Annotated in this window: 9 protein-coding genes; 5 read left to right on the top strand and 4 right to left on the bottom strand. The window is 67.5% G+C overall.

Annotated features, from left to right (window positions below):
- Positions 1 to 92: 92 nt before the first annotated feature.
- On the bottom strand, positions 93 to 428 hold the full coding sequence (locus RVX_RS15215; protein ID WP_116308021.1) for a hypothetical protein: 336 nt from the start codon (positions 426 to 428) through the stop codon (positions 93 to 95).
- Positions 429 to 737: 309 nt separating this feature from the next.
- Here RVX_RS15215 and RVX_RS15210 point away from each other — a divergent pair, with 309 nt between their 5' ends.
- From RVX_RS15210 to RVX_RS15190, 5 genes are all read left to right on the top strand, one after another.
- Positions 738 to 2471: a 30S ribosomal protein S1 gene (locus tag RVX_RS15210; RefSeq protein ID WP_116308020.1), complete on the top strand. Its 1734-nt coding sequence runs from the start codon at positions 738 to 740 to the stop codon at positions 2469 to 2471.
- Positions 2455 to 3348 (top strand): signal peptide peptidase SppA, encoded by an 894-nt coding sequence (sppA, locus tag RVX_RS15205; protein WP_007524460.1) that lies wholly within the window; start codon positions 2455 to 2457, stop codon positions 3346 to 3348. Before RVX_RS15210 ends, sppA begins: the two co-directional genes overlap by 17 nt.
- Before the next feature lie 101 nt (positions 3349 to 3449).
- Complete coding sequence (locus tag RVX_RS15200) at positions 3450 to 4373, top strand: GNAT family N-acetyltransferase (protein WP_230404819.1); 924 nt, start codon at positions 3450 to 3452, stop codon at positions 4371 to 4373.
- 346 nt (positions 4374 to 4719) lie between these two features.
- Positions 4720 to 6231: a 4-alpha-glucanotransferase gene (malQ, locus tag RVX_RS15195; protein ID WP_116308018.1), complete on the top strand. Its 1512-nt coding sequence runs from the start codon at positions 4720 to 4722 to the stop codon at positions 6229 to 6231.
- A 725-nt stretch (positions 6232 to 6956) separates the two neighbouring features.
- Positions 6957 to 8165 carry a histidine phosphatase family protein gene (locus tag RVX_RS15190; protein WP_116308017.1) on the top strand — a complete coding sequence of 403 codons (1209 nt, stop codon included), beginning with the start codon at positions 6957 to 6959 and terminating at the stop codon, positions 8163 to 8165.
- Between the two features lie 366 nt (positions 8166 to 8531).
- On the opposite strand, the gene RVX_RS15185 is transcribed toward RVX_RS15190, so the two are convergent.
- From RVX_RS15185 to RVX_RS15175, 3 genes are read right to left on the bottom strand one after another with little or no spacing between them, the layout of a single operon-like run.
- Positions 8532 to 9161, bottom strand: coding sequence for a cytochrome b/b6 domain-containing protein (locus RVX_RS15185; RefSeq protein WP_116308016.1), 630 nt, complete (start codon positions 9159 to 9161; stop codon positions 8532 to 8534).
- Between the two features lie 2 nt (positions 9162 to 9163).
- A complete protein-coding gene (locus RVX_RS15180; protein WP_116308015.1) occupies positions 9164 to 10876 on the bottom strand; it encodes a tetrathionate reductase family octaheme c-type cytochrome in 1713 nt (570 codons plus the stop codon).
- 31 nt (positions 10877 to 10907) lie between these two features.
- The gene (locus RVX_RS15175) at positions 10908 to 12779 is read right to left on the bottom strand and encodes a 4Fe-4S dicluster domain-containing protein (protein WP_116308014.1); all 1872 of its coding nucleotides are present in this window, start codon (positions 12777 to 12779) and stop codon (positions 10908 to 10910) included.
- Between the last annotated feature and the right edge of the window lie 141 nt (positions 12780 to 12920).

The following is a 12920-nucleotide window of genomic DNA, read 5'->3' as shown; positions in this document are numbered from 1 at the left end:
TATCCGGAACATCGCGGGGCTTCTGGTTTTTCGGAAAGGCTGCGGGTGGCCGGTCAGGCTGTCCGGCATGCGGGCCGCGCCCGGAGTGCCGCTTATTTGGCGGGCTGGGCGGGTTGTTCCGGCTGGGGCGACGGGGCTGGAACGGCGGGCTGGTCCGGGGTAACGGGCGCAACGGGCTGGGGCGCGGCCTGGGGCTGCGCCGTCTGCGACTGCGTGACCGGCGTAGTGGCGTTTGCCGGCTGCTCCACCTTGGGTTCGATGGGCGACACCAGGTTGCCGAACACCAGCAGCATGGCCCCGCCCACGGCCAGGCTGCGCGCGCGGATGCCCGCCGCCCGGTTGCCCGAGCGCCAGCGCAGCCAGTTGAAGGCGGCCCCGGCCAGCATGGCGATGCCGCACAGGTTCAGCAGATAGTTGATGGCGTACATGGTCGGCCTCCTGCCGGAGTGGTCCGGGGGTGTCGTGGTGTTGCGGTGGTCCCCGGCGGGTCGGCTTGAGAAAGCGTACCCCCGCCGTGGGATTTTTTGGTTGGCATGCCGGGCGGGTGGCGTCAAGTGGGGACTGCGGGAGGCGGGCGGGGTGACGCCCTTCCCAAGGGGGTCCCACCCCGGCCGTCCTGTTTCTCCGTCCGCTCCCGCCCGCCATTGCCCGCGCGGTTGTCATTCCCAGGGCATTCTGCTATGCAGACCAATCCCGCGCATTAGGGCGGGAAAATTTGCGTCGGTTGGAGGAAACGTATGACAGCAACCCCCGAAAACATGGAAAACGCCGCTCTTGAAATGGATCTGAGTTTCGAGAGCGCCCTCGAGAATTACCTCAGCTCCGATTTCGGCGACCTTGAAGAAGGGTCGATCATCAAGGGCGAGGTGGTTCGCGTGGATGAGGACAGCGTTCTCATCGACGTGAACTTCAAGTCCGAAGGGCAGATTTCCGCTTCCGAGTTCAGGGACAGCACCGGCAAGGTCAACATCGCCGTGGGCGACAAGGTGGACGTCTTCGTCGTTCGCAAGAACGAGATGGAAGGCACCATCACCCTGTCCTTCGAGAAGGCCAAGCGCATGCAGCTCTTCGACAAGCTCGAAGAGATTCAGGAAAACAACGGGGTCATCACCGGCCGCATCGTGCGTCGCATCAAGGGCGGCTACACCGTCGATCTCGGCGGCGTCGAAGCCTTCCTGCCCGGTTCGCACGTGGACCTGCGCCCCGTCCCCGACATGGACGCGCTGGTCAACCAGGAATACGAATTCCGTGTTCTCAAGATCAACCGTCGGCGCAGCAACGTCATCGTTTCCCGCCGCGTCCTGCTTGAAGAGGAACGCGATTCCAAGCGTCAGGATCTGCTGCGCACCCTCGAAGAGGGTCAGATCGTCACCGGCAAGGCCAAGAACATCACCGAATACGGCGTGTTCGTGGACCTTGGCGGGCTGGACGGCCTGCTGCACATCACCGACATGTCCTGGAAGCGCATCCGTCACCCGAAGGAACTGGTCGCCCTTGGCCAGGAACTGCAGCTGAAGGTTCTCTCCTTCGACCGCGACAACCAGAAGGTGTCGCTGGGCATGAAGCAGCTGGTGGCCGACCCGTGGCAGGACATCACCGCCAAGTACCCCGAAGGCGCCAAGCTTCAGGGCCGCGTGACCAACCTTGTCGACTACGGCGCGTTCGTCGAGCTGGAAGCCGGCGTGGAAGGCCTTGTCCACATCTCCGAAATGTCGTGGACCCGCAAGCTGCGTCACCCGTCGCAGATGGTGCGCGTGGGCGACGAAGTGGAAGTGGTCATCCTCGGCGTGGACCAGGACAAGAAGCGCATCTCCCTCGGCATGAAGCAGGTCAAGCCGAACCCGTGGGAAGTGGTGGCCGAGAAGTACCCCGAAGGCACCATCCTTGAAGGCGTGATCAAGAACATCACCGAGTTCGGCATGTTCATCGGCATCGAGGACGGCATCGACGGCCTGATCCACGTGTCCGACATCAGCTGGACCAAGAAGATCCGCCATCCCAACGAAGTGTTCAAGACCGGCGACGTGGTGCAGGCCAAGGTGCTGACCGTCGATCAGGAGAACGAAAAGTTCACCCTCGGCATCAAGCAGCTGACCGAAGACCCGTGGACCCACGTGCCCTCGCGCTACCCGGTTGGCGGCCTGATCGAAGGCACGGTGACCAACATCACCGACTTCGGCCTGTTCGTTGAAGTGGAAGAAGGCATTGAAGGCCTGGTCCACGTCTCCGAAATCAGCCAGAAGAAGATCAAGTCGCCCTCCGAGATGTTCAAGGAAGGCGTGGTCATCCAGGCCAAGGTCATCCACGTCTCCGCCGAAGAACGCCGCCTCGGGCTGTCCATCAAGCAGCTCAAGGACGAGGAAGAACGTCGCAAGCCCAAGGAATTCCGCGCCGGTCCCGCCGATACGGGCGGCCAGAACCTTGGTGACCTGCTGAAGCAGAAGCTGGAAGAGGATGCTTCCGACAGCTAGACCCTCCTTCAGCCAGCGGCATCCGTTCATCTTCGGATTCCTGCTCATTATGGCGGCCGTTGCCCTCTTCATGGGGGCTTCGGCCGCCTTGCGCCATTTCACCGGCGATGCGGGCCCGTTCGCGGGCCCGCGCGTCGGGGTGGTGCGCGTGGAAGGCATGATCGCCGACATCACGAAGACGGTCGGCTGGATGGACAAGCTGCGCGAAGACCCCACGGTGCGCGGCGTGCTGCTGCGGGTGGATTCGCCCGGCGGCGGCGTGGCCGCGTCGCAGGAACTGCTGGAGGCGGTGCGCCGCATGGCGCGCGTGAAGCCGGTGGTGGTTTCCATGGGCACCGTGGCCGCGTCGGGCGGCTACTACATTTCGCTGGGGGCCAGCCGCATCATCGCCAACCCCGCCACCCTCACCGGCTCCATCGGCGTGAAGATGGAACTGCCCAACATGCAGGGACTCATGGACAAACTGGGCCTGGCCCGGCAGACCCTGGTTTCCGGCGACATGAAGGACGCGGGTTCCCCCTTCCGGGCCATGACCCCGCAGGAGCGCGAGTACCTGCAAGCCCTGGTCATGGACATGTACGACCAGTTCGTGACCGAGGTGGCCAATTCGCGCAACCTGCCCGTGGAAAAGGTGCGCGCCGTGGCCGACGGCCGGGCTCTGACCGGGCGGCAGGCCCACGAACTGGGCCTGGTGGATGCCCTGGGCGGCATGGACATGGCCCTGACCGACCTGCTGCAGCTGTGCGGCATTGCCGAACGCCCGGTGCTGGTGGAACAGCCCAAGCCCTCGTCGTGGCTGCGCGACGCGCTGGAGTCGGTGCTGGACCTGCAACCGGCGTCGCGGGTGGGTACGCCCGGCTTCATGTACGTGTATTGAGCAACGCGGGTGTTGTCCGCTTCCGCTGAACTGCAACCCCTGCCGCCCACGCCGCAGGGGCTTTCGTTTTGGAGCGTCGGAATGGGCGCAGGGGAATGAACATGGCTTCCGCAGACACAGAGCATCCGTCAACCGGGCACGGCGGCGCGTATCGCCAGCCCTTCACCTTCGAGGTGGCCGCCGCGTGCGCGGGCCATTCCATGCGGCTGGCCCGCTGCCTGCGGCTGGAGGCGGCCTGCTTCGCCGCATGGCCCGCGCTGGAGGAAGAGCGGCGGGGGCATCTGCTGTTGCGCGCGGCCGGGGGCTATTCCATGCGCATCAACAGCGGCGTGCCGCTGGTGATGCCGGGTGCGGGCGTGACGTGGAGCGAAGGGCATGTCCGCGATGCCGAGGCATGGTTCGCCGCGCGCGGCCTGCCGCCGCAGTTCCGGTTGCCGGAGCCGCTGGAAGGGCAGGGGCCGCCGGGAGTGGGCGGCCTTGATCCGGTGCTGGCGTCCAGGGGGTACAGCGCCACCGACCCCACGCTGGTGCAGGAACTGGATCTGGCGGGCTGGCCGGGCTGCCCGCTCGCGTCATGCCATGCCGTCGTAACGCGGCCCGGCAACACCCCCTTGCCGAACCGACCGTGCGCCATCGTTGACCATGCCACGTGGCTGGCGGCGGAGGGCGCGTTGCGGGGACGCACCGGCGATGCCGCCGTGAATCCGGTCCTGCGCGAGCTGCTGGCCACCCTTGGTCCCGCCGGGCAGACGTGGCTGCTGCGCGTGGACGGACAGCCCGCCGTGTGCGGGCTCGGCGTGCGCACCGGCGACGACTACGGCATCTTCGCCGTGGTGGCGCACCCGGACCTGCGTCGGCAGGGACTGGGCCGTCGGCTGGTTTCCGCCATGCTGGGTGACGCCCGGCAGGACGGGGCGCGCACGGCGTGGCTTCAGGTGGGGCAGGGCAACACGCCTGCCCGCGTGCTGTACGAGGGGCTGGGTTTCGCCACCACCTACGGATACTGGTACCGCGTGCGGCGTTGACGTCTTGCGGATGGGCTTGGGCGAGGCAGTTCCAGCCAGCCCCGCCCGGCTCCCCGCCCAGTGTCCCGCCTCCCGGCCCTGCGCCGTCTAGGCGCATGGCGCGCGGTTTCCGTTCATGCTAGCGTTGCAGTGGGTAACATCGGTCGGTAATGGCCTGCCGTGCGCAGTCGGCCCGGTTCGCCGGTCCGCCGGTCCGCCGGTTCGCCGGTTCGCCCCGGTTCGCCGGTTCGCCCCGGTTCGCCCTTGTTCGTCCCGGTCCGTCGGTCCGCCCGGCCTTTCCGCACGCCGTCCCATCCCGCGCCGCCCCGCGCGCATCGCCGCCGCACATCTTTCAAGGAGCACGCGCATGTCCCGTCCGGTCCGCGCCAGCGGTCTTCTTCTGCACATCACCTCATTGCCGTCGGCCTTCGGCGTGGGCGACCTGGGCCCGGCCGCGCATGCCTTCGCCCGTCTGCTGGCCGGGGCAGGGCAGACGGTGTGGCAGTTCCTGCCCGTGACGCCCACGTCCACCTTCATCGGCAATTCGCCCTATTCCAGCCCCTCTGCCTTCGCGGGCAACACCCTGCTGGTCAGTCCGGAACGGCTGGCCGAGGAAGGCTTCGTCTCCTGGGCCGACGTGGACGCCGGGGCCGAACAGTTCCGCGACGTAGCACGGGGGTCGGTGTGCTTCGAGGCCGTGGAGGCGCATCGCCGCGCCCTGTTGCGTGCCGCGTGGGAGCGCAACCGCCATCAACTGGCCGTGGACACCGCCTACCTGCGCTTTTGCCGGGGCAATGCCCACTGGCTGGACGACTACGCCCGATTCGTGGTGCTGAAGGAGCGCTTTGGCGGGGCCGCGTGGACCATGTGGGATGAGCCCTTTGCCCGCCGCCACCCGGACGCCCTGGCCCTGCTGGACACGCAAGAGGCCGCAGCCCTCGATCACGTGCGCTTCTGCCAGTACCTGTTCTTCCGCCAGTGGTACGACCTGCGGGCCGCGTGCACCGAACTTGGCGTGCGGCTGGTGGGCGACGTGCCCATCTACGTCACCCACGACAGCGCCGACGTGTGGGCCAACCCCGGCTACTTCCGGCTGGACGCGGATTTCGCCCCCACCCACGTGGCCGGGGTGCCGCCCGACTATTTCAGCGCCACGGGCCAGCGCTGGGGCAACCCGGTGTACGACTGGGACGCCCTGCGGCGCGACGGCTTTTCGTGGTGGGTGCGCCGCGTGGCGCACAACCTGCGCATGGCCGACATCGTGCGGCTGGACCACTTCCGGGGTTTCGCGGGGTACTGGGAAATTCCGGCGGCGGAGGAAACAGCCATCAACGGCCGCTGGGTGGATGCGCCGGGCATGGAGCTGTTCGGCGCGCTGGCCCGGCGGTTCACGGCGCTGCCGCTCATCGCCGAGGACCTTGGGGTGATCACCGCCGACGTGCGCGAGCTGAAGGCCGCCTTCGGCCTGCCGGGCATGAAGGTGTTGCAGTTCGGCTTCGGGGGCGACCCCGCCGACAATCCGGACGTGCCCTTCCGGCACGAGGCGCGCAGCGTGGTCTACACCGGCACCCACGACAACGCGCCCACGCGGGCGTGGTTCGAGTCCGCGCCGGGCCACGAGCGGGCGCGGCTGGAGGAATACGTTGGCCACGCCATCGCCCCGCACGAGGCGCACGGGACGCTGCTGCGGCTGGCGCTGGGCAGCGTGGCCGAACTGGCCGTGGCCCCGGTGCAGGACGTGCTGGGCCTGGGGGCGGAGGCGCGCATGAACACGCCGTCCGTGGCTGCGGGCAACTGGGCGTGGCGCATGACGCCGGAACAGATGGACGCGGGCCTGTACGCGGAGTTGGGGCGGTTGACGAGGTTGTTCGGGAGGTAGGGGGGAACGCGGGGGCGTGGATTGGAAGATGGCGCGCGCTGGTGGGTGCGGCTTCTACGAAGACGGTTGCGCCCTGTTGAACACGCGCGATTTCGTTATGCCTCCGGCGGGCAGGGGGCCGTGTAACGACGGCCCCCTGCACCCCCGCGTTCCGGGGGCTCTGCCCCCGGCCCCCGAGTCGTCCTGCACCGCATTCCTGCATCGGGCAGCTATCCTCCGGCGCAGGCGCCTCCGGGCGATCTGCCCGGCGGAATGCGTATGTGCGCGTGGCTCCCAGTGGCCCGGCGGAACCTGGGAGCCTTGGCTGTACGACTCTACCGCGGCGCGCATCCGTTACCGCCGGAGCTTCCGCCTCGCAAGGTCTCGGCGGTGATCTCCGGCTACGTATGCGTATCGCCGCATGCGGGTTTCTGCCTGATGCAAAGACGGTGGCACATGCGTCGCAACAAGGGTGTAAATAAGGGTACCCTTGCACGGTGATGCCTGCGAGAGCCATGTGCGCATTGGCGTTTCCGTCGCGCAGATCGCCCGGAGGCGTCCTGTGCAGAAGGGAAGCTGCCGACGAAGGGAACGCGGGGGTGCAGGGGGTGTTCGTTACAACACCCTCTGCCCGCCGGAGGCATAACGAAATCGAGCGGGTACATCAGGGCGCAACCGTCTTCGTAGAAGCCGCTACCAGTAACGCACCCCTTTCCCCTATCTCTCTCCCCAACAGGACCTCCCACATGAACAAACTGTACGTCATCATGGTCGGCCTGCCCGCGCGGGGCAAATCCACCATGGCCCGCCGCATCCGCGAGGGGCTGGAGGCAGAGGATTTTCGCGTCGAGGTGTTCAACAACGGCGAGATCCGCCGTTCCATGCTGGGTCTGGATTCCGCCCGGCCGGAATTCTACGACCCGGACAACGCGGAAGGCCGCGCCCGGCGTGAGGAAATCGCCCGGCTGAACATCATGGCCGCACGCGATTATCTGGCGGGCGACGGGCACGTGGCCATTCTGGACGCCACCAACGCCAGCCGCGCCCGGCGGGCCATGATCCAGTCCATGCTCACCGACCATCCGCTGCTGTTCGTGGAATGCGTCAACGACGACCCGGTGGCCCTTGGCGCGGCCATCCGGCGCAAGACGCAGATGCCGGAATTCGCGCGCGAGACCACCCAGGCGGCCATGGACAGCTTTACCAAGCGCATCCAGTACTACGAGCGCATGTACGCCCCGTGCGACGACGAGCCGTGCTGGGTGCGGGTGGACACGCTGGACAACCGCGTGGTGGGCGAGCGCATCTGCCTGCGGCTGCCGTACTACCATCGCATCCGGGACATTCTGGTGTCCGCGTGGGTGCGCAACCTGTACCTGGTCCGACACGGCGAGACCTACTACAACGTGGAGGGGCGCATCGGCGGCGATTCGGACCTGACCCTGCGCGGGCAGGCCCAGGCCAAGGAACTGGCCGCGCATTTCGCGGACATCGAGGTGCCGTACATCTTCACCTCCACCCGCAAGCGGTCGGCGCAGACGGCGGCCCCCCTGCGCGAGGCGCGGCCGGGGGCCACGGTGATGGCCCTGCCGGAACTGGACGAGATCGACGCGGGCGAGTGCGAGGGGCTGCGCTACGATGACATACGCCGCAGGTTTCCGGATGCCTTTGCGGCCCGCCAGCGCGACAAGTACCACTACGTGTATCCGGGCGGGGAAGGGTACGTGACCCTGCGCGAGCGGGTGGAGCGGGGGGTGCGGCGGGCGCTGTTTCTGGCCGGGGGCGCGCCGGGGGTGATGATCATCGGGCATCAGGCCATCAACCGGATGATCCTGTCGCACTTTCTGTACCGGCGGACGGAGGATGTGCCGTACATCTTCATTCCGCAGACGCAGTACTACCACATCGTGGCCACGCAGCGGAAAAAGCTGTTCGAGCTGGTGCGCTTCATGTGAGGCGGGAGATGTAGGGAAAGCGTGAATCACGCACGGTGGGGGGCTTGTTTGCCGTCGCGGCCACCCTGTCATCGGAATCCGTATTTTTTCGCCGCGCGCCGCCTTGCCCGGCGAGAAAAACTCGTAATTCCTTGCATAGTTTCCGCACAGCCAGCCGCGCCGTAAGACCGGCGCGGCGTATAAGGAAGAAAGGCAGTTTCAGGACGGATATGCCGGAAAATGCAAGTTGCATATCAGTATAGGCGGCCTGTCTACCCCCGATTGAAAAGTTTGGAAGGTGGGAGGGGGTGTGGGGGAGGGAGGAAACTTTTCAAAGTTTCCTCCCTCCCCCACATATTCTTCATCAGTTTCTTTCCGTTCTCCCCGTTACACCTCCGGCTTCACGCCGTTGCGGGGCACGTCCTCGTACCCGGTGAACATGGCGGCGATGTGCGCGGTAAGGGTGTGGCCGGTGGTGGTCATGTACACGTGCACGATGACGAAGGCCAGGAAGGCGAAGGCACCCAGGGTATGCAGCACGGCCACGGCCTTCAGGGTCAGGCTGCCCGCGAAGCCGAGCTGCGGCCACTGGTTGTAGGTGTAGTAGAGAAAGCCGGTGATCATCTGGAACGGCACGAGAAACGAGACGATGCCGAGGTAGGTCAGCCGTTGCAGGGGGTTGTGCTTGGCGCGTTCGCTCTTGGGCACGGGGTGGGGCTCACCCCTGAAGATGCCGGAAAGGTAGTAGCGCACCACGTCCATCAGCTTCAGGAAGGTGGGCACGTAGTGCTTCCACTCGTCGGTGACGGCCATCCAGAACACGATGAAGGCGTACAGCACCAGCCACGACCATGCGCAGAAGTTGTGCACGGCAAAGGCGCGGGCAAAGCCCAGCAGGGTGAAGGTGCCGTGGATTTCAAAGCCGGTGACCAGCAGCACCAGGATGAGCAGGGTCTGGGCCCAGTGCCAGAAGCGCTCGAACCGGCTGTACAGGTAGAGTCGTTCGGTGGCGTGCATGGCTAGTCCTCCTTGCGGTTGTTGCGGCCGCGCGCGGCCAGGCGCAGGAACCCGTGCACGCCCACGGCCAGCACGGACCCGGCCACGGCGATCCACCCGGCGGCGTCCACGCCCGTGTTGCGGTCGCGCCCCGGCATCCACACGCCGGTAACGGCGGCAAGGCGGCTGCCTGCGGGCTTGTGGCATTCGCCGCAGGCCACGGACTTTTCCTTGGGGGCCACCTGGTGGGTGATGGGGTAGTAGTAGACGGTTTCCACGAACTCCAGCTTGCCGCTGAAGGGCAGGTTCAGCGACTTCTGCCCCGCGTCCACGGCCCTCATCCAGTCATAGCTCTTCCAGTAGGCGGCGTCGTCCTTGCCGAACAGGTGCGGGGCCACGAAGGTGCTGTTGCCCGCGTCGAAGGGCTGGCGGCCCCGGTGCGCCTTGAAGGGCATGATGCGTGCCTTGGGGTCTGCCGGGTCGCCGTCGATGCGGTTGATCTCGACCGGCTTGGTGGTGTCGGCGATCTTGTCGGTCAGCAGCAGGAATTCCATGCGGCCGTTGGACCAGTGGTATTCGGGGATGACGTCCTTTTCCCAGCGGAAGTCGCCCTTCTTGCTGTCGTAGCTGGGCTTGCCGAAGGGACCCTTTTCCGCGAACGGCTTGCCGTCCTTCTTCTTGCCCGCCGTGGACCAGTCCCACCACATCTTGGTGGCCATTTCGCGCGCAAAGGCGGGAATGTGGCAAGTCTGGCAGGCCAGTTTGTCGGTGTGGTCGTTGGCCTTGTGCCCGGCCTTGTGCGGCGTGGCCGTGTGGCACGATTCGCAGGCGATGCGGTGCACTCGGTCGTCGTCCAGCACGCTCTTGCGTTCCGTGAAGGCGGGCTGCTTGTAGGTGCGCCCGGCGATGACGTGGGCCTCGGTGGTGTGGCAGCGCTGGCAGGTGAAGTTGGCGCCCTTCACGTCCATGTGCACATCCAGTTCACGGCTGGGCTTGAACATGGTGGAGTCGAGATCGCCGTGCTTCACCGCGTCGCCCCCGCCGCCGTAGAAGTGGCAGACCCCGCAATTGTCGCGGGTGGGACGGCCCACGGAGGCGGCGATGACGTTGTAGTCGGGCGGGTTGAAGGTCTTGCCCTCGAATTCGGTGGGTTCGCTGACGGGCAGCCCGGCCATGGTGGGGAACTTCTTGTAGGTGCCGGTGTGGTCGTGACAGACCATGCAGTCCACGTTTTCCTGCGACGAAAAGTCGAACTGCGCGTTCTTCCAGCCGAAGCCCGCGTGGCACGAGGTGCAGCGCGGCTCGTTGGACGGGATGGCGATGCAGAAGTTGTTGAAGGTTATGCCGCCCTTGCCCATCTTGCGTTCCGGGTCGGCGGGGTCCAGCCAGGTCCAGTGGATGGTCTTGTGCACCTGCTGCGCGGCGGCGTTGTGGCACGACAGGCAGGCCTTGGTCACCTCTTGCGGCGTGGCGAAGGGCTGTTGCAGGGCCGGGTGGCGGGAATGGTCTGCGGTGATGGCATGGGCCTCCGGCTTCTTCACCGCGCCGGTGGCCCCGACGGGCACCTCGGTGGCCAGTTGCGCGGCGCGGGCCGGGGCTGCGGATGCAAGCGTCAGGGCAAGGCCCGACGCCAGGCACAGCAGCAGGAGCAGCAGGACCGGCAGAACTGGCAGAGCTGGCAGAACGGGTGGCGAACTGCCGTGTGCCCGGTGGGCGGAAACGTGTGGCGACGACATGGGACTCCTCCTTCGGCGGGTAAGCCCGGCGCTACGCGCGGGGCGGATGTTCGTGATGGCGAGCGGATGACGGGCCGGTACCGGGCGCGGAAGCGGGGGGTGTGCGTCGTCCGATGGGAACGGTCCAGGCGCTGCGGCCCGTCAGCGCCAGCGCCAGCGAGGCCAAGCCCAGCAGACCGGCCAGCCCAAGGTGCGTCCAGTCCAGGTACATGGTCAGGGTGGGGCCCCAGTCGAAGCCGGGCAGGTTCTTGGCCACCCGCATGCCCCCGGTGACGACAAGCGCTGCCGCCAGCCACAGGCGCAGCGTGCCGCCGCCCGTCAGACGCTGCGCGGCGAACAGGCGGCGGATGCGCGGTCCGGCAAAGGCCCGCACGGCCAGCCACGCGGCAAGGGCCAGCAACACGGCGGCAGCCGCGTAGTGCAGCAGGTGGGTGAAATAAAAGTCGGCGGTCCAGCCAAGGCCGGGCACGGCGGCAATGCCGTAGCGCGCGGCGATGGGCATCTGGGCCATGCCGGTGACGCCAAGCACGGTGGCGCAGGCTATCCACAGCCAGCGGGCCGCGGGCAGCGGGTGGGACGGGGACGCGGGGTCGGGGGTATCCGTGGCGGCGTCCCTCGTGCGGGTAGGGCAGGTGGGGCAGTTGACGGCGGTGGACAGGCGGCGGGCCGCGCTGTCGGCCGTGTCGGAAGCATCGGGCGCATCGGGCGCATCGGGCGCGCCCGTACAGTGCGCGATGTTTCGGGCATCGGTGCAGGCATCTTCACGAATCATGTCGCCGATGCCGCGCGCCACGCGCAGCAGGGCGGCCCCGGCGCCGGCCAGCGGTGCGGTGACCAGCGCGGCGGCCAGCATGGTCTCGTTGCGCATGGCGTCCGCCACGGCGCGGAAGTGCGGCCTGCCGGAGCCCAGTGTGGCGGCGTTCTGCGTCGGCCCTTGTCCGGCGTTCTGCCCGCCGTCTTGCTTGCCATCTTGACCGGAACCGGGCTTTGCCGTCGTCGTCGCGGCCTCCAGCGCCGCCTGAATGGCCGCGAAGGGCACGGGCGAAAGGTAGATGGTCGAGGTGCCGCCGTTCTCGTCCAGCCCGTACAGGTGCCAGCCGCGTTCCATTGCCAGGCGGCGGGCCTCGGCGATGATCGTGTCGCGCGGGCCGATGGACTGAACCGCGTTGGGGCAGGCCTCGATGCAGGCGGGCACGCCGCCGCGCGCCACCACGTCGGCGCAGCGGTCGCACTTGTACATCACGCCGTTGCCCGCGTAGCGCGGCAGCAGGTCCAGGTACAGGCCGACGCCCGTCTGGCGCTGGGGAATCTGCCACGGGCACACCGTGCGGCACTTGGCCCCGCCCAGGCAGATGTCCGCGTCGATGGACACGGTGCCGCTGTCCTCGCGCCGGGCCGCGCCCCACGGGCACAGGTTGGCGCAGGGCGGGTTGTCGCAGTGCAGGCAGCGGCGGGGGATGTTCAGGTCCGTGCGCCGTCCGTCGTGCTGCTCGGTCACGCTCTGGATGTACAGCCAGTTGTAGGGCGTCAGGCGGTCGTCCGTATCGCGCCGGGCGGACCAGTCCTCGGCCTTCACCGAGGCGGGGAACATGGGCGGAAAGGGCTTGGTCGGTTCCGGATGGCGGGCCGCGTTGCGGTCGCGGCAGGCCTGCACGCAGGCCCCGCAGCCCACGCAGGCGGAAATGTCGATGAGGGTGGCGAAGGGGCCGTCGCTTCCGGACGCTTCCCGTCCGGAGGGCGCGGGCGCGCTGCCACCCGCGCCCGCTCCCTCCGCCGTGGAGGGGAACATGCCGGTGGCGAGGGAGGCGGACCCGGCGAGCCCGGTGCCCGCGAGACCCTTGAGGAAACCGCGCCGCGACAGGCGGCGGGGGGGAGTGGCGTCGGTCTTGCGTGAAGTCATCATGGTGTCCGAGTACAGGTGGTGAAGTGGCGCGCGCGGCTGTGTGCCAGACACCCCCTTGAGAGCAGGAAGCGTGCCCGCGCGAGCTGTGATGGTAACATGGTGATGTGGCGCGTCTTTTATAATCGCTGGCGCCGCAAAAGC

Source organism: Nitratidesulfovibrio sp. HK-II, assembly GCF_003402415.2.
Classification (GTDB): Bacteria; Desulfobacterota; Desulfovibrionia; order Desulfovibrionales; family Desulfovibrionaceae; genus Cupidesulfovibrio.
This window is presented reverse-complemented; position numbering and strand designations above follow the sequence as displayed.

Bases quoted from the DNA above. Each gene is read 5' to 3' on its own strand.
- malQ (WP_116308018.1), top strand. From the start codon at position 4,720: ATGTCCCGTCCGGTCCGCGCCAGCGGTCTTCTTCTGCACATCACCTCA.
- RVX_RS15190 (WP_116308017.1), top strand. From the start codon at position 6,957: ATGAACAAACTGTACGTCATCATGGTCGGCCTGCCCGCGCGGGGCAAA.
- RVX_RS15185 (WP_116308016.1), bottom strand. From the start codon at position 9,161: ATGCACGCCACCGAACGACTCTACCTGTACAGCCGGTTCGAGCGCTTC.
- RVX_RS15200 (WP_230404819.1), top strand. From the start codon at position 3,450: ATGGCTTCCGCAGACACAGAGCATCCGTCAACCGGGCACGGCGGCGCG.
- sppA (WP_007524460.1), top strand. From the start codon at position 2,455: ATGCTTCCGACAGCTAGACCCTCCTTCAGCCAGCGGCATCCGTTCATC.
- RVX_RS15215 (WP_116308021.1), bottom strand. From the start codon at position 428: ATGTACGCCATCAACTATCTGCTGAACCTGTGCGGCATCGCCATGCTG.
- RVX_RS15175 (WP_116308014.1), bottom strand. From the start codon at position 12,779: ATGATGACTTCACGCAAGACCGACGCCACTCCCCCCCGCCGCCTGTCG.
- RVX_RS15180 (WP_116308015.1), bottom strand. From the start codon at position 10,876: ATGTCGTCGCCACACGTTTCCGCCCACCGGGCACACGGCAGTTCGCCA.
- RVX_RS15210 (WP_116308020.1), top strand. From the start codon at position 738: ATGACAGCAACCCCCGAAAACATGGAAAACGCCGCTCTTGAAATGGAT.